Annotated in this window: 19 protein-coding genes; 7 read left to right on the top strand and 12 right to left on the bottom strand. The window is 69.9% G+C overall.

The features are described from left to right. Positions 1–81 precede the first annotated feature (81 nt). Complete coding sequence (locus tag ACIOFR_RS36415; RefSeq protein ID WP_401004204.1) at positions 82–570, top strand: suppressor of fused domain protein; 489 nt, start codon at positions 82–84, stop codon at positions 568–570. A gap of 28 nt (positions 571–598) precedes the next feature. On the opposite strand, the gene ACIOFR_RS36410 is transcribed toward ACIOFR_RS36415, so the two are convergent. Continuing rightward, positions 599–847, bottom strand: coding sequence for a transposase (locus tag ACIOFR_RS36410; protein ID WP_401004202.1), 249 nt, complete (start codon positions 845–847; stop codon positions 599–601). A gap of 384 nt (positions 848–1231) precedes the next feature. On the opposite strand from ACIOFR_RS36410, the gene ACIOFR_RS36405 reads away from it, so the two are divergent. The 3 genes from ACIOFR_RS36405 to ACIOFR_RS36395 all read left to right on the top strand — a co-directional run bounded on the left by ACIOFR_RS36405 (position 1232) and on the right by ACIOFR_RS36395 (position 4179). After that, complete coding sequence (locus tag ACIOFR_RS36405) at positions 1232–1936, top strand: enoyl-CoA hydratase/isomerase family protein (protein WP_401004200.1); 705 nt, start codon at positions 1232–1234, stop codon at positions 1934–1936. A 610-nt stretch (positions 1937–2546) separates the two neighbouring features. After that, entirely contained in the window at positions 2547–3257 is a 711-nt protein-coding gene (locus tag ACIOFR_RS36400; RefSeq protein WP_401004198.1) for a GntR family transcriptional regulator, read from the top strand. Between the two features lie 58 nt (positions 3258–3315). Further along, positions 3316–4179: a hypothetical protein gene (locus tag ACIOFR_RS36395; RefSeq protein ID WP_401004197.1), complete on the top strand. Its 864-nt coding sequence runs from the start codon at positions 3316–3318 to the stop codon at positions 4177–4179. A gap of 264 nt (positions 4180–4443) precedes the next feature. Here the strand turns inward: ACIOFR_RS36395 and ACIOFR_RS36390 are convergent, their stop codons facing one another. The 5 genes from ACIOFR_RS36390 to ACIOFR_RS36370 all read right to left on the bottom strand — a co-directional run bounded on the left by ACIOFR_RS36390 (position 4444) and on the right by ACIOFR_RS36370 (position 7649). Further along, the gene (locus tag ACIOFR_RS36390; RefSeq protein WP_401004195.1) at positions 4444–4596 is read right to left on the bottom strand and encodes a hypothetical protein; all 153 of its coding nucleotides are present in this window, start codon (positions 4594–4596) and stop codon (positions 4444–4446) included. A gap of 23 nt (positions 4597–4619) precedes the next feature. Next, a complete protein-coding gene (locus tag ACIOFR_RS36385; protein WP_401004193.1) occupies positions 4620–4820 on the bottom strand; it encodes a hypothetical protein in 201 nt (66 codons plus the stop codon). Positions 4821–4876: 56 nt separating this feature from the next. After that, a complete protein-coding gene (locus ACIOFR_RS36380; RefSeq protein WP_401004191.1) occupies positions 4877–6526 on the bottom strand; it encodes a S1 RNA-binding domain-containing protein in 1650 nt (549 codons plus the stop codon). A 178-nt stretch (positions 6527–6704) separates the two neighbouring features. After that, the gene (locus tag ACIOFR_RS36375; protein WP_401004190.1) at positions 6705–6926 is read right to left on the bottom strand and encodes a hypothetical protein; all 222 of its coding nucleotides are present in this window, start codon (positions 6924–6926) and stop codon (positions 6705–6707) included. Between the two features lie 117 nt (positions 6927–7043). Further along, positions 7044–7649, bottom strand: a complete 606-nt coding sequence (locus ACIOFR_RS36370; protein WP_401004188.1) for a hypothetical protein — start codon at positions 7647–7649, stop codon at positions 7044–7046. A gap of 182 nt (positions 7650–7831) precedes the next feature. Between ACIOFR_RS36370 and ACIOFR_RS36365 the strand changes: the two genes are divergently transcribed. Then, a complete protein-coding gene (locus ACIOFR_RS36365) occupies positions 7832–7990 on the top strand; it encodes a hypothetical protein (protein WP_401004186.1) in 159 nt (52 codons plus the stop codon). A gap of 89 nt (positions 7991–8079) precedes the next feature. Here the strand turns inward: ACIOFR_RS36365 and ACIOFR_RS36360 are convergent, their stop codons facing one another. The 4 genes from ACIOFR_RS36360 to ACIOFR_RS36345 all read right to left on the bottom strand — a co-directional run bounded on the left by ACIOFR_RS36360 (position 8080) and on the right by ACIOFR_RS36345 (position 13363). After that, positions 8080–10890 (bottom strand): BTAD domain-containing putative transcriptional regulator, encoded by a 2811-nt coding sequence (locus tag ACIOFR_RS36360; protein ID WP_401004184.1) that lies wholly within the window; start codon positions 10888–10890, stop codon positions 8080–8082. An 81-nt stretch (positions 10891–10971) separates the two neighbouring features. After that, positions 10972–11505, bottom strand: a complete 534-nt coding sequence (locus tag ACIOFR_RS36355; protein ID WP_401004182.1) for a hypothetical protein — start codon at positions 11503–11505, stop codon at positions 10972–10974. A 381-nt stretch (positions 11506–11886) separates the two neighbouring features. Next, positions 11887–12723, bottom strand: coding sequence for a transposase family protein (locus tag ACIOFR_RS36350; protein WP_401004180.1), 837 nt, complete (start codon positions 12721–12723; stop codon positions 11887–11889). A gap of 31 nt (positions 12724–12754) precedes the next feature. Beyond that, on the bottom strand, positions 12755–13363 hold the full coding sequence (locus ACIOFR_RS36345; RefSeq protein WP_401004178.1) for an enoyl-CoA hydratase/isomerase family protein: 609 nt from the start codon (positions 13361–13363) through the stop codon (positions 12755–12757). Between the two features lie 107 nt (positions 13364–13470). Between ACIOFR_RS36345 and ACIOFR_RS36340 the strand changes: the two genes are divergently transcribed. Then, positions 13471–13863 carry a winged helix-turn-helix transcriptional regulator gene (locus tag ACIOFR_RS36340; RefSeq protein WP_401004176.1) on the top strand — a complete coding sequence of 131 codons (393 nt, stop codon included), beginning with the start codon at positions 13471–13473 and terminating at the stop codon, positions 13861–13863. Between the two features lie 562 nt (positions 13864–14425). Continuing rightward, entirely contained in the window at positions 14426–15190 is a 765-nt protein-coding gene (locus ACIOFR_RS36335; RefSeq protein ID WP_401004174.1) for a DUF4328 domain-containing protein, read from the top strand. 957 nt (positions 15191–16147) lie between these two features. On the opposite strand, the gene ACIOFR_RS36330 is transcribed toward ACIOFR_RS36335, so the two are convergent. Next, positions 16148–16843 carry a type 1 glutamine amidotransferase domain-containing protein gene (locus ACIOFR_RS36330; protein ID WP_401004172.1) on the bottom strand — a complete coding sequence of 232 codons (696 nt, stop codon included), beginning with the start codon at positions 16841–16843 and terminating at the stop codon, positions 16148–16150. Between the two features lie 147 nt (positions 16844–16990). Then, a complete protein-coding gene (locus ACIOFR_RS36325) occupies positions 16991–18760 on the bottom strand; it encodes an MOSC domain-containing protein (RefSeq protein WP_401004171.1) in 1770 nt (589 codons plus the stop codon). Positions 18761–18837 lie beyond the last annotated feature (77 nt).

Raw genomic sequence — 18837 nt, 5'->3', positions numbered from 1 at the left:
TGCTCATGTTGCTCTTGCCACTCACTACCTGGACTGCTTCCTCCGGGACTCAACCGTCCCAGTATCAGGCTGTCCAGCTCAGTGGGGGAACTTCATGGTCGGCGGGAAGCGGTTCCGGGCCTCCGCATAATCGCGGCCGGCCCGGGTCGGCGCGGCAACCTCTGGACATACGTCACCGCTGGCTGCTGGTCCGCGGTAGAGAAACACGGACACGGGCCGGAGTTCGCGCTGACCGCTCCAGCGGGCGACGAGAGCTTCGCCGACCTTCTCGCGAAGATCGCGTACTACCACGCTGGACACCATCTCGACCTTGAACACAGCATGCCCATCGGCGAGCCGTGGATCCCCGGGTCCTCCTGCGACCACCTGCTCGTCAGCCTGCCCTACCTCCATGGGCCGGACCTCGAACACTGCCCATTGCCGAACGGCCACGCACGCATCCTCTGGACTCTCCCCGTAACGGCGAACGAGATCGCCTTCCGCCGCGAACACGGCCACGAAGCACTTGAGCAGCTCTTCGACGAGCACGGGATCGACCCCGTGGATCCCAAGCGCGCTTCCGTGGTCTGACCCGCTCCGCCGACAACGGACGGCCGGGTCAGTTTTCCAGGGGGATGCGGGTGCGGAAGAGGTCGAGTTTGGCCCTGCCGTAGCCGGCGCGTTTGAGGAGCTTGACCCTGGTCACCTGGCCTTCGGCCTGGCCCGAGCTCCAAGGGCTCGACAGACCGGCGACGACCGCGTCCCGGTCGTGGAGGAGTCCGTCGGCGAACTGCCGCAGGGCGGGCGGGTCGTGGTGTCCGACCTGTTCGATCCATCCTTCGAGGTCTTCGCCGCGGTGTTCGTGCATGAGCGTGCCGAAGGCTCGGACGTGCTCGAGGCGGCGTCGGGTTCGGGGCAGGCCGCCCGGATCTCCTTCACGCCGACCGTCTCGTCGGGGCGAAGGCGCTCGGGGCGGCTCATGATCCAGCGCAGGGCTCTCCTGGGTTTCGGCAGAGCCGGGGGCGGCGGTGCTGTGACGGTGCCCTGCTTCAGGAGACGGACGTAGGAGTGGCGTTTTGGCATCCCTGAGGCTTCGCCATCTTCGAACGTGCTGGTCACGGGGGCTGGCGTGACGGGCCTCTGGGGTGCTCCTGCTGGTGGTGGGCGGCAGTCTGGCGTGTAGATCGTCTGGCGGGGAGGTCTTTGCGGATTCCGCTCTGTCTCTGTCCGTGTGGCTCCTACGCTCCGGCTCATGGTGGATCCCGATGTACTGAGGAAGATCGTCGTGCGGCGCGCTGAACTGAACGAGCTGGAGGAACAGCTGGCCAAACAGCTCGATCAGGTGCGGACCGAGCAGGAGGAACTGGCGGTCGCCGAGCGGGTGCTCGCGCGGATGGCCGAGCAGTTCGCTGCGGCGGCGGTCGCGCCGGCTGAAATGCAGGTCGCGGGCCGTGCGGTGCTGCTGGTCCCGCATCGCGGGCCCGGTATGGCCCAGGACGTGCTGCCGCCGGACTACCAGCGGATCCTGGCCGTCGTGCGGGACACGGGCGGGCCGGTGTCGACCAGGCAGGTCGGCGAGGAGCTGGGACTCCGGGACCGTGTGGGTCGCAACCGCGCACTGGAGGTGGTTCTCACCGCCGACCTGTTCGATGCCGAGACCGCGGCGGCCTACGGCTGGATCAACCGAGCCCTGCCGGCCGACAGGCTCGACGACCACGTTGACCGTGTTGCCGAGAACATCGCCGCGCTGCCCGACGGTGTCATCGAAGCAGCCAAGCGCTCGCTGCCCGCCGATGACTTCAGGGAAGGGCTCCTCCGCGAGAACGACGCCTGGGTCTCGACGTTCAGCCTGCCGGCCGCACAGCACCTGATCAGCGGGGGCCTGCAGAACGGGGCGCAAACGCCGGCCGGCGAACGCGACCTTGAGGCACTGATGCGCAGCGTCGCCGCACGCTGACTTCCGGACGGCCGCATGGCACGTCACCGAAGGGCCCCACACCCGTCCGTTGCGGTGTTTGACGGTTCACGCGGTGACCCGTCCGCCAGGACTGGTGAGACCGTGGACGGCAGGGGTGTGGCCTGCGCACAGACGCCGCCTGAACTGCGAACCTTCATGGGCGGGTTGACGAGGCGCAGTCCGCTGGGCCGGCTGGTGGGTGACGGTGCGAAGGGGGTGGACTTCGCCGGTCGGCCCGTTTCGGTGGCGGAGGTGGGGCCGCGGAGACCGGGGTCGGCGGCCTCGTGCTCCCAGGCCAGGTGTGGAGCGGTCTTCGCGCCGTCGCCGGCACGCGCGCCACCCGTCTCCACATTCCGCCCGGGTCATGGACCTGAGGTGCGTTCACCGAGCCGCGCGACACGCTCGAAGCAGCAGGGCCGGGGGCTCGCGGCAGCGGGCGTCGAGCAGGGCGAGGTAGTCCTCCACGGGCCAGGTCGCCAGGGTGGCGGTGCGGGGTGAGGTAGAGGCCGATGGTTCCAACAGCCACGGGCGAGGGCCCGCTTGTCACTCCCGCAGGGGTCGATCACCAGACTGATAATAGATTATCCATCCGATCGTCTATCATTTGGTCATGACCCAGCCCCAGACGACCCGCACCTCGCCCCCGGCGGGGAAGCAGATGCTCTCCGAGCAGGTCTACACACACGTGCGGGATGCGATCATGCGCGGGGACCACGCCCCCGGTGAACCCCTCAAACCCCAGGACCTCGCCAAGGAACAGGGCGTGAGCCTGGCCGTCGTGCGTGAGGCGCTCGTGCGGGTGGTCGGCGAGGGCCTCGCCGACCGGCTGCCCAACCGCGGCTTCGCCGTCCCGGCCTTCTCCGACCGTCGCTGGCAGGAGATCGCGGAGGCCCGCCGGGCCATCGAACCGGTCATGCTGCGCTTGTCCGTCGAACGCGGCGATGTGAACTGGGAAGCCCGCGTACGGGCCGCCCACCACCGTCTGGCCCGCACCCCGGCGTACGTGCCGCAGGAGGGCAAGCACTACAGCAGCGCATGGGCCGAAGCCCACCGTCTCTTCCACCGCACCCTGCTGGAGGGGTGCGGCAACCTCGTCCTGCTGGAGACCTTCGACCGGATGTGGACCGCGAGCGAGCTGGCCCGCCGCTGGTCGGCGCACCGCAACCCCGACCGGGACGGCCTCGTGGAACATCGCCGGCTGGAGGAGGCGGCCCTCGCCCGTGACGCCGACACCGCAGCCGAGGTCCTGACCCAGCACCTCACCCAGACCGCGGCCGGACTGGCCGACTGCCCCCACCACGAACCCACGAAGGACGCCTGATGCGCCTCGTCCAGCCGGCCGCACGACCACACCTGATCACTGACATCGGAGCCACGGCATGACTTCCTTCGAGGCGAGCACAGGCCGCCGTTGCCACAACGCCGTCAGCCCCCTGCACGCATCGGTGTACTTCGCACCGGAGCCGGAGGAAGAACTCACGGCGCTCGGGCTGGAACGCGGCGCCATGGTCTACCTCGCGAGCCGCGCGGCACCGCTCGGGGCCGTCGACGCGGGCACCGTCACCGCGACCTTCTACAACTTCAACCACGCGCACGTGCAGCGGTACATCCCCGCCGCGTGGACCGTGACCACACCGCAGGAGGTGCTCACGGCACGGCTGCGCGGCGCGGACCGAACACTGCAACGACTGCTCGGGCAGGAGTCCCTCACGTCCACGGACATGACCGAGGCGGCCGAACTGGCGCTGCACGCCACCGAAGCCTGCTGCCGAGAGGCACGGCCGCTGTACGCCGCCAACGCCGACCTCCCCGTACCCGAAGAACCGCACCTGACCCTGTGGCACGCCGCGACCCTGCTGCGCGAGCACCGGGGCGACGGTCACCTCGCCGCCCTGACCATCGCCGGCCTGTCCGGCATCGAGGCACTGGTGCTGCACAACGCCACCGGCACGGCACCGACATCCGCACTGTTCAGGCGGACCCGCGGGTGGTCCGCCCGGCATTGGGACACCACCCGGGACCAGTTGCGCGAACGCGGCCTGCTGGACGCGGCAGGCGACCTCACGCAGGCGGGCGCGACCCTGCGCGCAGAGACCGAGGCACTCACCGACCGCCTCGACGCCGCCCCGTACGACCACCTGGGCCCGGCCGCCACCGCACGCCTCACCGAACTGGCAGACGGATTCTCCAGAGCCCTCAGAGCAGCAGGCGCCTTCCCCTCGGTGCACTTCGGCAAAGGCTGAGGACAGCGGCCGAAGCCCAGGCGGCGGGCGCCGTACTCGCCGCCGCGGTACGTCACGGCGGCCGGGGCCGGGGCCGGGGCCGGGGCCGGGAGCGAGTAGAGCCACAGCGTACGGACGCCGTCCCCCGCGGCACCACCTGCCGGGCCGATCCTCCCGACGACCCGGCCGCCTCGGGGTGACCCGCACCGTCGGCGAGGCCGGCCGGGCCCCGGCCAGCGGGGCGCACAAGCAGATGAGGCTCGGGCGCCCTGGCTTGTTGAAGCGTCAGTGCAGCAGGGTGTCGGCCAGGGAGGTCCCGAGGAAGGCCGCGACGAGCCCGGCGGTGATGCTGACGGCCATGTTCGCGGCGGCCAACATCTTCGCGCCGGTCTCCACGAGTCCAACGGTTTCGAAGCAGAGGGTGGAGTAAGTACTCAACGTCGCGCACAGGCCGGGGCCGATCAGGTGCTGGAGGGCCTGGGGCAGGGCAGGGCGGCGGTGGCCGCACCGGCGGAGCGGAAGCCGAGTACGGTGCAGGCGGTGAGGTTCACGACGAAGGTGCCCCAGGGGAAGAAGGTGCCGCGTCGGGCCTGGACGGCACGGCCGGTGAGGTAGCGCAGGGGGCGCCTACGCCAGCCCCGACGATGCCGGCTGGGTGACATGGACAACGGCGACCTGGCCGACCTGCTCCCGGACAGCCCGTTCCCCCCGGCGCCGGTCAACGCTCTGCGGGCGCGAGAGCCTGCAGGCGGGAGAGGGTGATCCGACGGCGTTGAAGGTCGACGTCCGTGATCTTCACGGTGAGGATGTCTCCGACCCGGACCACGTCCTCGGGCCGGTCCACGTGTCCTTCGGCCGGCTCGGTGAGGTGCAGCAGGCCTTCGAGGCCGTCCTCTCCGACTTCGATGCGCACGAAGGCACCGGACGGCACGAGTTCGGTCACGACGCCGTTCGTGATCCGGCCGACCTGCCGGACGAACTGCGGCATCGGGTCCTCCTGCAATGCCTTCAGGGACAGCAGAACACGCTCCCGCACCAGGTCGACGTCGAGGATCTCGGCCGAGACTCCCTGTCCGACGGCGACGACGTCGGAGGGGTGATCGAAGCGGCGCCAGGACAGTTCGGAAATGTTGATCATCGCGGTGAAGCCGCCGATGTCCACGGAGGTCACACCGCAGTCGGCGATCTCCGTGACCGTGCCGGTGCAGATCTGCCCACGGCGGAGATCCTTCAGGATGGCCCAGTTCCGGTCACTCGGCGTCGGCTCGGTCCTCCACCGCGCGCGCAGGACGCCGTCACTGTCGGGCGGGACCGCGGTGAACATCGGGTGGCGTTCGTCGAGGGCCAGGGCCAGGACCGTGGCGGCACGGGCACCGGCCACATGGGCAGCCAGTTCCCGGTACTCGGACTCGTCGGCTATCGCGCTGGAGATGACCCCGTTCTCGTCCTCCCATACGAACTCCACCGTACCTTCGTCGGGAAGCGAGGCGAGGACCGCGTCGACGTCGTCGGACAGGTCCGGCCAGACGGTCAACCGGGCACGAGGGGTGAGTCGGGCTCGTACCGCATCGAGGGTGCCCTCGGTCAGGCGATGCCAGCGGGAGGCATTGTGCAGGTACCCCTCCTCCAATATCGCCGCCTGCCGCATGGCGACGGACCAGCGCAGACGGGCCCAGAAGTCCTCGTCGGCGGGCCGCTGTACGCCGGGCTCGTCGAGATCCTCGTCGTAGGGCGAGGCCTCCAACTGCTCCGGGAGGAGACCGAGTGCCAGGGTGCGCGCGAAGGCGCGCTCGCAGGGTCTGTCGCTGCTGACGTAGACGTACTGGTCCCAACCGACCTCCACGGTGAACCTGTCCTCCACCGCCAACCGGCACCAGGCACCGTTGTCGCGGAGCATGCCCCTGACCAGCTCCAAGCCAACGGAAACCGGCACCTGTGCACCGTCGTGGAACCCGCTGAGGTCGGGTGGGAACAGCCCGGCGAGGCCGTGGCCCTCGATGGCCGGCTCCAGCCCGAAGTGGACGAGGCCGGAGATCCCGGGCTCACGAACGGCCAGGCGGTCGATGCCGGTGTCCTCGGCGAACGCGGAAATCGCTTGCAGGTAGGCAGCCTCGACCGGTCCGTGGTCGCTGGTGGAATCCTCAGCGCCGATGTAGCTGCCGTGCTCGTCGCGGTCGGCAGGGTCGTACTTGGTGATCCGGTACACGAAGGGCGGCACGTTGCTCCCCGTTGTCGTCGACGATGCTCGCTCGGCGGTCGATCTTGTGATCGGGAGCGTGGGGCGGGATGCGCCGGCGCATCGCCGCCTTCGAGGATTGCCATCGCGATCACCTTTTGCAAGCGGGATACCGTGCAACAGCAGGTCCAATCCACCCGGCCGGAGTTCCTCGCGATCGCGACCGCGTGCGACAGGCTCACCGACCGCTGTCTGCTGTACCGCGTCGGAATCGTCCTGCCCTCCCTGATCCTCTGGCTCCGCGAACCGACCAGATGATCATTTGTCAGACAGCCGCTCGTCCAAGGGCGCCGTCGGACCTGGTGCCGCGTCACGCGCAGGCGCTCGGCCACGATTCGACCCTCGCTGCCCTCACCACCACCGACTGACCCTGCGCGAGGATGATGCTCTGAGCGATCGGGGTGGGGTGGTCTCCCGGCGCTGCCGAACGTCGGCGCCGGGTAGGCGGGAGGTCGCGCTCGACCGCGTCCACGATGTCGCCGAGCGCGAAGGTGATACCGGTGTCCACCGCCAGGCGCGCCACCGCCTCCACCGCCCGCTCCGTCCGGCCAATCAGATGAGATCAAAGGTCAGTTGCTCATAGCCACTCCCCACGAGACGGAGCCTGAATGCTGTCCCGTATCTGCCTCACGTCGGCACGGATCCAGCATCAGGACGGCTGCGCAACCAGGTGCAGACGTTGCACGCCTCCCCGTGTCAGCGGTATCGGGCTGCCGGCCACCAACGCGTGGGCCGCGGCACCGATCCTCATGCCGGCGATTCTTCGCCCGTGCGCGTCCTCAACCACGGCCGGCCGAGTCGCCGAACGAAGGGCCTTCCAGACCGTGCGTGTCTCCTCGGTCAGAAGCAGGTGCACCTCGGCCCCGACCTCGGGCTCGGACCAACGCACTGCGAGACGGCCGGCTTCAAAGATCTCGCCATACGGGCCCTGGATTCGCCGCGAGCACAGCAGCTGGAGCACCGCATGGTGCGCCAGCTCCGGCCGGGGAGGGAAAGTCGCGCTGGTCACCAGGACATCCGAGGGGGCTGCTGCTCCTGTCGGCAGAAGCAGAAACGCCTGGCGGGTGCCGCTGCACGTCAGGGCTGTTGGAATCGAAGGGTGCAGGTGCACCTGGTGAAGACCTTTCGGACCGGGATGGCTGCACAGCCAACCGGATCGCGGCAGGGCGTCACTGATGCGCTGCCCGACGAGTGCTTCGTCTTCGGGGAGCGGCCAGACGTCAGTCGTCTTCGTACGGGAACCGGGAAACGCCATTGGGGCAGCATCGCAGACAGACCGACGCGATCCTGCCCGCGCCCTGGGGCGTCGGCCACTTGGAGAGTGGGCGGTCGCACTCACGCTCAGTGGGATGATCACCGCATGTCCGGTGTGATCACGGCGTCGGAGCCGTCCTGGACAGCCCCGTTCACCGGCCTTGAGCCGGGCCAGGAGCCTGCGTGGACCCGGATATCCGCTTCCACCTGCTTGCGGGGACGGTGTTCGTGCAGCGAGACGGTACCGGGCGGTGGCGGGCGTGTCCGGCCGCCCAGGCGACCGAGCACACGGGCCGCAGCCTGCTCGGTATCGACACCGCCGCGGCCGGAGGCCACCTGTAACCGTTGGCCGTTACTTGCTGTGAACCGACGGGCCGCCGGCCGGTCGGGGTACTTGTCCGGTTCGGTCGAGAAGAGCTCGCGCCCGCTGCTCACCGGAGGTGTCCCCGAGCTCCGCGAGCGCGGCCAGCGCCCGCTCCGCGAACGGACCGGCCTGATCCAGCCGACCGGCACCGGCCAGCGCCGAGGCACAGGACAGCAGCGTGTGGGCGTACTGGGACCGCAACCTGCGGACCTCGCACAGGGCGAGGGCCTCGCGGTACTCCACCATGGCCTCGTCGTGCCGGCCCCAGTGCCGCCAGGGCCTCTCCCAGGGCGCGACGGGCGAGAGCGGTACCGGCGGGACTCTCGGCCGCACGGCAACTCGCGAGAGCGTCCTGGGCGGCTTCCAACGCCTCATGAGGCTGGTCGAGTGCCAGATGTGCTCGGACGAGACCGAACTCGCACTGCGCAGCCATACCGAAGTCCTCGATCCGGCGAGACAGGGCCTGACCGCGGCGGAAGTGCGCGATCGCCTCGTCCAGGCCGCCGGGCCGCATCGCGGCCACCATTCCCATGACGTGCACCAGGCGGTGGAACAACTGCTGCGGCACGCCCGGAGTTTCGTAGGCGCGGAGGGCCATGGCGTGTGCCTCCTCGTGCCGTTCGGTGCGTGCGCAGGCGATGGCCACCACGACACGGCAGAAGACGGCGGCGATGCTCTCACCGTGCCGCTCGGCGGCATCCAGCAGCTTCCGGACCAGCACCTCCAGCACATGCCATGGCAGACACAGGTCGGTGTACGGCATGAGCAACACCAGGAGGCTCGCCAGGGTCCTGGTGTCCTGCACGCTGACCGACCGGTAGGGGTGATCGATGATCTGGCCGGCGACGGCGAGCATGGCCCCAAGCTCGTTGATCACCCACTCCTGTGCGTTGGACTCGTCCGAGAGAGCCGGACCGCCGAGCGCGTCGTGCCGGTCGGCCTCGGCGGGTAGCCGGCTGTGAGGCCACTCCGCGCGCAGGGCAGCCGCCATCCCAGAAAGGTAGAAACTGGCGGTCCGACTCAGGGCATCGCGCCGTACCTCCGGGTCGTCGGTCTCCAGTGTCCGGTGGCGGGCGAACAGTCGCAGGAGATCGTGATACCGGTAGCACTCGGGGCCGCCCGGCTCCAGCAGCCCGGCAGGGACCAGGTCGTCCAGGATGACCTCGGCCGCGCGGAGCTCGCACCGCAGGACCGCCGCTGCCGCAGCCGACGAGATATCGGTCACCTCGGGAATCGCCAGCAACCGGAAGGCCCGCGCATGGTCGGCGTCCAGGGCCAGGTAGCCGAGCTGGAAGACCTGCTCCACGGCCAGGTCCCCGGCCTCGAGCTCGGTGATCCGCTGTCCGCGGTCGCCGAGCCGGGACGCCGCAAACGACAAGGGCCAGCGCGGCCGAGCCGCCAAGCGGGCGCCGACGATGCGAACCGCCAGCGGGAGCATGCCGCACGCATGCACGAGATCCTTGGCTGCCTGAGGCTCCCGACGGCACCGGTCGGCTCCCACTATCCGTTCCAGCAGGCCCCGGGCGTCCCGCTCACTGAGTGGTTCCAGCGCGGTGCGGCTGGTCGCGGGCAGACAGATCAACGGGGTACGGCTGGTGACCAGAACGGCGCACCCGGACGTGCCTGGCAGCAGAGCGCTCACCTGCGTGGTGCCGGCCGCGTTGTCCAGCAGGAGGAGCAGGCCACGATCGGCCAGCCATGAACGGTACAGGGCGGTGCGCTCGTCACGGTCTTGTGGGATGCTCCCCGACGCCACGCCCAGTGCCCGTAGGAACAGTTCCTGGACCTCGTACGGGTCCGCGGCCTCCCGACCGGCCCCGCGAAGGTCGGCGTAGAGCTGGCCCTCGGGGAATCGATCGCGCGCGGCGTGCGCGACGTGAACGGCCAGGGCGGTCTTGCCCACGCCGCCCATGCCGTGGATCACGCAGACGACGGGTGCGGTGCCTCGTCTTCGCGTACCGCTGACGAGGGTGTCGAGCGTTCTCGCCACCTCCTCCTGCCGGCCGGTGAAGTCGGGCGCGTCCGAGGGGAGTTGCGCCGGACGCTTCCATGCCGGGCGGGCCGGTCCGCCGGATCCGGCCTGCTCTCCGACCGGGGAGGACGCCGTCCGCGACAGTGCCGACAGTGTCGGATCGGCTTCGAGGATGCGCTGGTGCAACCGAGCCAGATCGGGTCCGGGATCGGCTCCCAGTTCCTCGGCCAGATGCCATCTGGCCGTCGCGAACCCGGCCAGCGCCTCCCCCTGACGGCCGCAGCGGTACAGCGCCGTCATCTGCAGCGCGCGCAAACGCTCGCGCAGCGGGTGCTCGTCCGCCATTGCGGTCAGCTCGGTGACGGCCTGAGTATGCCGACCGAGTTGGAGCTCCAGTTCCAGCCGCGCCTCGATCAGGACCAGCCGGTGCTCCGAGAGGCGGTCGCGGTGCCGCTGCGCGTAGTCACCGGGGACCCCGGTCAGCGGTGCGCCGTCCCACAGAGCCTCTGCCTGGGCCAGCAGGCGGGCGGCCGACTCCAGATCCCCCCGGGTTCTGGCCACCTCCGCTTCGGAGCTCAGCCTCTCGACCTCGGCGATGTCCAACGCCCGGTCACCCAGCCTCAGCGCGTAACCACCAGCCTGAGAGACCAGAACCTCCGGCACGGAAGGTCTGGTCTCCAGCGCGGCCCGTAGACGCGAGACGTGGTTGCGCAGGGCACCGGAAGCGGTGGCCGGCGGATTCCATCCCCAGATGTCCTGCACCAGATCAGCCAAGGGGGCGACCCGGCCGCACCTCAGCACCAATGCGGCCAGAACGGCACGTCGCTGCGCCGGACCGATCTCCAGTTCACGTTCACCACGCCACGCCCGGAGCGGCCCGAGAACTGAGATCCGTAGCCCGCCCATGTCGCTGTTCCACCGTTCCGGTCCTTGGCCGCGGCCAAGGATCCGATAGCGGTCACCTACTGAACGGCCGAGCCTGATCCATCATGTTCCCATCATCACGAAGCCGCCCGGACCAGGGGTCCACGGCTCGGGACGATCGCGCCCATCCCCGACCGTGCCACGAAGCCGGTCACCGCGGTCACCCGCCAGTACCAGCTCCAGCCACCCGGGCGCGACTGCGGGCTCCAGGCGGCGGCCTTCATCCGCACCGCCTGGGCCGGGTGCGTCACCCGCTGCTCCGCCGTCAGCGCCGGCGGTGGCTCCTGCACCGCGACGGGCGGCTTCTCGCTGTCGCCGACGATCCGCCGGACCTTCGGGTCCGGGGTCCGCCGTCGCGTTCTCCGCCGCGTCCAGTCGGTGCTGGATCCGCGGCGAAGCCACCAGCAGCTCCGTCGCTGCGGCATCCAAGGTCCTGTACTTGAGCCAGAAGCTCGGCATCGGCAGCTCGTCGGACTCCAGCAGCCGGGCCAGCACCTCCACCGGCAGCACCTGATTGCCCGCCAGCCCCTGGAGCCAGCCGTCCACCACATCGCCATCCTCAGCTGCCCGCTCCAGCACCCCACCCAATCCGTCCATCCGTCCATTCTCGCTGCCCCGACGCCCGTGGGCTCGCCGCTGGCCGGCGCCACCAGGTCCGCCCAGCACTGGCGCACGCCCGGCCATGCAGGAGCACGGAATGGGACGCTGGAGCCGGGTCGCGGCTGCCGTCGCGATTTCGTGATCGGCGATTGCGGGGCTGTGCGTTCGGGCCGACGGTCCGGCCGGACACCGGCTGGTGCAAGCAGGTGGTGGCCGGCCGGTCCGTTTGGTGCCTGCGGGCAATGGGGAGCGCTTCACCCAGGGAGGTTTCGCCATCTTCGAACGTGCTGGTCGGAGGGGCTGGCGTGGCGGGCCATCGAGGTGCTCGTGCTGGTCGTGGGCGGGAGTCTGGAGCCTTGATCATCTGTCAGGGTGTCGTCAGCGGTTGACTTCGAGGTTGGTCAGGACGAGCAGGGCGCGCAGGAGGGCGGTGGCGCGACCGGGGCCGGTGCGGATCTTGGTGAGGATCCGCCAGGCCTTCAGGTTCGCGAAGCCGTGTTCGACCGGGGAGCGTGCGGCGGCCAGGATCTGGTTGGCCTGCTTCTGTCCGGCGGTGAGTTTGCGGGCGCGGGTGGCCTTGTAGCCGGTGACGATGACCTGGTCGTCGGGGTCCTCGGGCTTGTCCACGCCGATGAAGCCGAGGTCGGCCAGTGCTCCCAGCCCCACTGTCTTCAGGTGCGCGACGATCTTGTCGCGGCGGGCGGCGGTGGCGTCGTGGGTGCGGCCGGGACGGGCGGCAGAGATCCAGACCAGCCTGCCCTTCTCGTCGGTCAGAGCAAGGAAGTGCAGGCCGTGGCGGTGGTGCTTGCCGGAGTAGTTGGGGCGGTCGGCCTTCCCGGTGCGGCGCTGGGTGGGGATCAGGGTGCCGTCGATGAGCACGACCTCCCCGCCCCGCGCGGCTATCTGGCGAAGCGCCCGGTCCAGGCGTGGGGCCCGCGCGGCGAGCAGGTCGAGCATCTCGTCGCGCCAGCGCCGCAGGGTGGACTCGGGCACCCGGTTGCCGCCGGCCAGGTCCAGCAGGCGCTGGTCGTGCCGCAACATCGCCAGCACGAGTACCGCGATCCGGCCCGGCGGCAGCGACCTGAACGGGGAGCGGATCGCCTTCAGGTGAGACCGCAGCAGGTCGGTGAGGTAGGTGATGGTGCTCGTGGACAGATTCAGGCGGCACTGGTAGACAAGGGAGGCGCCCTCGGCGGGCTCGTTGCTTTTCGTCACACAATCTCAACGACCGCCGGGGGCCCTCAAGTTACGCCCGAGGTCTGCGGCGGCGCAGGTTACAGACGCGTGGTGAACCTGCCGTCGGGCAGCTTGCGCAGCCAGCCCCGCCCGGCGAGCTTGGACAGCTTCCCCCGCAGCGGCTCCAGCTTGCCCCGCACCGCCACCTCCAGTACTGCGTTCCGCCTCCGCCGGGGACGATGCCCATGAGCGCTTCGATCTGACCGAGTCCAGCGGTCTCGACGGCGGCGAACGCCATGTCCCCTGCGGCCACGAATTCCGCTCCGCCGCCGCGGGCCTTCCCGGCGAGCTTCACGATGGTCACCTGGGGCTGGTGGCGGATCAGTTCGCCGATCGCCTGGAACACGTTGACGTCCTGCGGTGCGGACGCGGCGAGTTCCTGGAGCTCGTCCATCTGTTCCCCGATGCGCATGTCCACGTGGGCGATGAAGAACTCCGGGTCGGCGCTCGAAAAGACGATCACACGGACGGATGGATCGTCCCTGAGGCCCGTCAGCACCGTCCGCAGCTCGCGCATCATCGTCAGTCCGAGCGCGTTCACCGGGGGATCGTCAAGGACGACCCGGGCGACGCCGCGTTCGCTGCTCACGTGCAGGGTCGAGTAGGCATCGTTCGTCATGAGGTCTCTCCGTCGGTAACCGATGGGCATGTAGGTTTGCGATGCATACCTACCGTCGGCGACGGCGCCCAGACGGTCAAGAACGCACTTTGGGAGCACCAGGGATCATGAAGGACACCGATCTGCACAACGACGGCGCCGAAGCGCGAACGGTCTTCCGCGCGGACTGCCCCAGCCGGCCGATCCTCGACCAGATCGCGGACAAGTGGTCGATGATGGTGATGGCACTGCTGGAGCGACCCACCCGCTTCAACGAACTGAAGCGAGGTCTGGAGGGCGTCACACAACGCGTCCTCACCCAGACGCTGCGCCGTCTCGAGCGCAATGGCATGATCCGGCGAACGGTGCTGCCGACCTCACCCGTCGGCGTCGAGTACTCGCTCACGCCCTTGGGCGCGTCCCTGCGCGAGCCGTTCGGGCAGCTCTACGACTGGACCGTCGAGCACAGCGAGGAGATCCAGAGCAGCCAGCGGGCGTACGACACCAAGGCGGGGGCGTAGCAGCCTGTTTGACGGCGGCGATGCGCACACGGGACTGCCCGTGATCACCCGGAGCCGGTCGAATGCAGGCCGGCCGTGAGAGCGGCACGGCCGAACATGGACAGGCCGTCGGACAGGGGAGCCACGTCACCGTGTGCTGGTCTGCGGACCGACCCGGGCGGTGCCGGGTTGGCGCCGCTCCGCTGCCGCGCGTCCCGGAACCTGACGGCCAAGCAGGTCGAGTACGCCGGCATCATCCACTCCGCCGGCTCCGGGCCGCAAGGCCGCCGGGGGCATATCGGAGTGATCTGTCGGCTATCCGGCGATACCGGCGCTGAGCTGGGAAATTCTCGCTGGCATCCGACTCCGCGGATCCCCTAGAGTCGGCGCGCCCGTCCCGATCGGACGGTGATGTGCCGGCGTGCGTGGTCGAGTACGCGGCGATTTCAGGGGGGTTGTCGATCTGATGATGTGTGTGGTGTGCGGGGCGCGCCCTGCCGGGCTGGACAGCGGCCGCTGCTACGGCTGCGCAGAGGCGGTCCCAGGATGGGCGGCAGCGCTGCGCCCGGCGAACGGCCTTGCCGTGGCGGTGTACGCCCTGCTTGCGTTGAACGCCGCGTTGGCGGCGATGGTCGTCGCGATCGACCTCTGGTGCGACATGCTCCTGGGCCGGGCGCTGGACGGGGCGGACGACGTCGGCTTCGACGAACTCGACGCCATGGAATCCGTGGTGAACGCAGTGGACGGGGCGGCCCTACCCCTGGGACTGGTCACCGCCGTGGTGTTCATCGTCTGGCTCTACCGCATCCGCCGCAACGCCGAGCTGCTGCTCCCGAACGGGCACCGCCTCGGGCGCGGTTGGACCATCGGTGCCTGGTTCACCCCGATCGTCCAGTTCTGGTTCCCCTGGCGGCTGATCGTGGACTGCTGGAGGGCCAGCGCGCCGCTGGACGCGGAGGGACGGCGGCGCACGACCTCCGAGAAGGCCATCGGTCTGTGGTGGTCCACCTGGATCGCCTCGCTGATCGTCACCCGGATCGCCAACGGCAGGATGCGTGACGTGAACCCGTACGTTCTCAGCTACCTCGAAAGCCTGCGCAGCAGCATCCGGATGGAGGCCACCGGGTCGGCGCTGCGCGTGGCGGCGGCGGTCGCGGCGATCATCGTGGTCAACCGCCTGACCACCATGCAGCAGACCCGCCGCGCCGACGTCAACCCGTTCGCTGCCAGGGCTGCCCAGGAGGCCCGGGTCCAGGCCTTGGTGTCGGCCCCGGCCGCCGTACCCGTCGCGCCCGCGGCTGCCGGGGTGCCGCATGAGGCCGCGCCGGAGGTCCGGCCTTCCGCCTGACCGACGGCCCACGGTCCGTCCGAGGAGCGCATCCTCGGTCGGGCTCGCTGGCTGAGGGCCCACCCCCCAACAGGTGTCGGAGCGTTGGGGTGGTTGTGGCGATCCGCCGGGCCGGGTCGGAGCCCGGGCGGACCGGCGGACGCGGCGAACCGGCCATTCGCGGCCTCGGAATGCTTCGCTACGTGGGGCAGCGGCCCGTCGCCCTACTCCACCGGTCCAAAGGCCTCGCCGTCGGTCGGGAACGCTGCCTCGACCTGCACGACTCACCGCTCCGCCGGTGCGCGAGGCGCTCTCGATGATCTGCTCCCAAGTCTTGCCCCTGGCCCGTGGATAGTCGATGGTCGGGCCCAGCTTGTCACCGTACTTCGCCAGGTTGCGGTCGTAGATGGGGTCAGGTCCCCCTCCGTGGTGTAGCCGATCACTCGGTGGGGTAGATCTCGTCCATGTTTGGAGCCGGGCTCATCAGACCGTCGAACCGCTCCAGGTACTGCCCGTGCGCTACCGTGACGGCAGCCGCCACTTCCTGATCACGGGTCACGCCTCGTCATATCGCGACGGCCATCATCATGTTCGAAGCCGGCCCCCACCTCGCCGACCAGCGCCGGCACCCTCGGATCACGTACGACAGCTGCCGTGACCGTCAGCCCCACTGGCGGATCACTCCCCAGGTTCGACCCACTGAGACCGCCAGGCCGGCGGGTCGAACGGGGTCCGCGAAGTACTGCGTGTTGCTCCTGCCACGGATGACCTCGCCGGACTGCGGGTACTCGATGACGTCGTCGGCGTAGATCTCGTGTTCCGCGTCCGCGTCACCGCTGTTCGATGCGGCCCAGTGCCGGTCCAGCAGAGCCCGGGCAAACGGCCGCTTCCATCGTTATGGCCCTTTCGCTGGGAACACCACGCACCCGACGTCCTGCGACGCGGGCGCGTGCCTGGGCCGGATCGCTCCAGGACAGGTCACTTGAGGATCTCCAGCATCCGGTTCCCGAGGACCGCGGCCGAGGCCGGGTTCTGTCCGGTCACCAGGTTGCGGTCCTCGACCATGTAGGGCTGCCAGACCGGGCCACGGCTGAAGTTGACCCCGACCTTCGCCTTCACGTCGGTCTCCAGCAGCCACGGCGCCCTGGCGGCCAGTCCGACGCCGTCCTCCTCCTCGTCGGTGAAGCAGGTGATGTTGTAGTCCTTGAACGGCGACTCACCGTGGATCCGGGTGGCCAGTATCGCGGCGGGAGCGTGACAGACGATGAACAGCGGGTTGCCCGAGGCCAACTGCTGGGTCAGCAGCCGCCCCGCGTCGGCGTCCCAGGCCAGGTCCGCCATCGGACCGTGACCGCCCGGCAGGTAGACCGCGTCGTAGTCTTCGAGGCGCACGTCCGACAGCTGCAGCGGTCGACGCATCACCTCCGCGGATCGGATGATGGCCTCCAGCTCCAAGGCGCCGTCGTTTCCGCCGGCCATCTCGGGGCGCAGGCTCATCATGTCGACGGTCGGCGTCACACCGTTCGGCGTCGCGACGACGACCTCGTGACCGGCGTCCGTGAGGATCTTGTACGGGTTCGCGAACTCCTCGGCCCAGTAGCCGGTCGCGTACCGTGTGCCGTCGTTCAGCACCCAGTAGGTGGCTCCGCTGATGATGAAAAGAACCCTTGCCATGGCAGAAATCCCCTCTCGGACGCATGCCAGGAGTGGGTTGCGGGATGCTTCACGAAACCGACCAGCCCCGCCGGTTGTCTCCGCCTCCCCACTCAATCACGCTAGGCAGCTGCGCCGACCGCACGCAACCCGGTGATCCGTGGGCGGTCACATGTCCAGGACCACGTCGGCCGGGGGCGTCGAACAGCAGATGAGCGCACTTCCTGCGGCGGGGGGCTCCAGGGGCTGCGGGGCGTACTCGACGCGGCCGGAGAGAAGCGCGGTCTCGCAGGTGTGACAGGTTCCGGTGCGGCAGGACCAGCGCACGGGCACGTCGCACGCCTCGGCGAGTTCGAGCAGCGTCCCGTACCCAGGGTGCCAGGGGACGGTCAGCCCGCTGCGCGCGAAGGCCACGGAGGGCCCCGGGCGGCCGCCGGGAGGGGCGGCCGGCTGGTGCGGCGTCCGGGCGGATCCGGTCACCACACCTGGGGTGACCGCGGACGTGGCCCCGAAGACCTCGGTGTGGATCCGGGACGACGGCAGGCCGGCGGCCTCCAGGGCTGCGGTCATGTCCCGCATGAACGCGCTCGGCCCGCAGAGGTAGGAGTCGGCGTCCCGGGGCGGCTCCAGGCCGAGCATCCACTCGGGACTGAACCGCCCACCGACCGTGTAGTCGACACCTGGCCGGTCGGCGCCGGACGGACGGCTGTAGGCCACGAACGACCGGCCTGCGGGCAGCTGGGAGAGCAGGGTGCGCGCTTCGTCGGCGAATGGGTGGTTCTCGCCGTCCCGGGCCGCGTGCAGCCACCACACCGCGCGCTGCGAGCGCGCTGCGGCCAGAGCGTGCAGCATGGCCAGGACCGGGGTGGCACCGACACCGGCGGACAGCAGCAGGACCGGAGTGTCCGCGTCCGCGAGCAGGAACGTGCCGCGCGGAGCGGCGACATCGAGAACGTCACCGGTCTCCACGTGCTGACGCAGGTACGTGCTGGCGACGCCGTGTGGCTCCTGCTTGATGCTGATGCGGTACGTCTCGGCGCCCGGTCGGCCGGAGAGCGAGTAGTTGCGGATGACCGGGGAGGGCTGGGGATCCGGCCGCAGGCGGATGGTGAGGAACTGCCCCGGCAGAGCGGCTGGGAGCGGCTCACCGTCAACTGCCGCCAGAGTGAGCGAGAAGATGCTCGCGCTCTCCGGCTCGATGCGCGCGACTTCGAGCCGGCGGAACCCGGGCCAGGCCGGCGGCGGGCTGCTGGTGGTCAGCCCGCGGTTTCCGCCCACGGCGCCGGAGCCGCGATCCGCGTCGTCGAGCAGGGCTCGCAGCGACGTCTTCCAACCGGGGCTCAACGCGGGAATTCGCAGGGCCCGTTCGAGCCGAGGCCGGGCGTGGCCGGGCAGGTAGAGCAGCCCGTCGATCTCCGCGACGGTCATCTCCTCGGGGCCCGAGGCGATCTTCACGATCTCGTCCCCGGCCCGCACCCACCCTTCGGTCAGCACCCGCATGTAGAAGCCCGGGCGGCGATGGGCCACCAGCAGGGCGGCCATCTGTGGCTCGCCGAGCCGCAGCCCCACGCGGTAGCACGTCACACGGGGCTGGGTGACCTCGAAGACCGCACCGCCGATCTCGTAGCGGTCGCCGATGCACACCTCGTCGTCGGCGAGTCCGTCCACCGTGAGGTTCTCGCCGAACTGGCCGTACGTGAAGTCGTCCCGCTCCAAGTACTCCTGCCAGTGGCGATAGGAGCTCAACTGGTAGACCAGCACGGCACGCTGCTCGCCGCCGTGCCCGGCGAGGTCACCCTGCCCGTCGCCGTCCAGGTTGAGCCGGCGCGCCATCACGGGCCCGGCGACGGGGCGCTTCCAGATGCCGGTGTGGGTGGTCCTGCCGTGCCAGGGGACGTCCTTGGGCATGCCGACGTTCACGGCGACCAGAGCGGCCATGACCGGTGCTCCTCCCACGCTCGACAGGCCGATGTCTCCAGCGTCGTACGGTCGGCCGCCGACCGCACCCGAAAGGC

The organism is Kitasatospora sp. NPDC088346, assembly GCF_044740765.1.
Taxonomy (GTDB): domain Bacteria; phylum Actinomycetota; class Actinomycetes; order Streptomycetales; family Streptomycetaceae; genus Kitasatospora.
This window is presented reverse-complemented; position numbering and strand designations above follow the sequence as displayed.

Excerpts from the sequence above, each read along its gene's own strand:
- ACIOFR_RS36410 (WP_401004202.1), bottom strand. The coding sequence starts at position 847 with ATGCACGAACACCGCGGCGAAGACCTCGAAGGATGGATCGAACAGGTC.
- ACIOFR_RS36405 (WP_401004200.1), top strand. The coding sequence starts at position 1,232 with ATGGTGGATCCCGATGTACTGAGGAAGATCGTCGTGCGGCGCGCTGAA.
- ACIOFR_RS36400 (WP_401004198.1), top strand. The coding sequence starts at position 2,547 with ATGACCCAGCCCCAGACGACCCGCACCTCGCCCCCGGCGGGGAAGCAG.
- ACIOFR_RS36395 (WP_401004197.1), top strand. The coding sequence starts at position 3,316 with ATGACTTCCTTCGAGGCGAGCACAGGCCGCCGTTGCCACAACGCCGTC.
- ACIOFR_RS36385 (WP_401004193.1), bottom strand. The coding sequence starts at position 4,820 with ATGTCACCCAGCCGGCATCGTCGGGGCTGGCGTAGGCGCCCCCTGCGC.
- ACIOFR_RS36370 (WP_401004188.1), bottom strand. The coding sequence starts at position 7,649 with ATGGCGTTTCCCGGTTCCCGTACGAAGACGACTGACGTCTGGCCGCTC.
- ACIOFR_RS36360 (WP_401004184.1), bottom strand. The coding sequence starts at position 10,890 with ATGGGCGGGCTACGGATCTCAGTTCTCGGGCCGCTCCGGGCGTGGCGT.
- ACIOFR_RS36355 (WP_401004182.1), bottom strand. The coding sequence starts at position 11,505 with ATGGACGGATTGGGTGGGGTGCTGGAGCGGGCAGCTGAGGATGGCGAT.
- ACIOFR_RS36345 (WP_401004178.1), bottom strand. The coding sequence starts at position 13,363 with ATGACGAACGATGCCTACTCGACCCTGCACGTGAGCAGCGAACGCGGC.
- ACIOFR_RS36340 (WP_401004176.1), top strand. The coding sequence starts at position 13,471 with ATGAAGGACACCGATCTGCACAACGACGGCGCCGAAGCGCGAACGGTC.
- ACIOFR_RS36330 (WP_401004172.1), bottom strand. The coding sequence starts at position 16,843 with ATGGCAAGGGTTCTTTTCATCATCAGCGGAGCCACCTACTGGGTGCTG.
- ACIOFR_RS36325 (WP_401004171.1), bottom strand. The coding sequence starts at position 18,760 with ATGGCCGCTCTGGTCGCCGTGAACGTCGGCATGCCCAAGGACGTCCCC.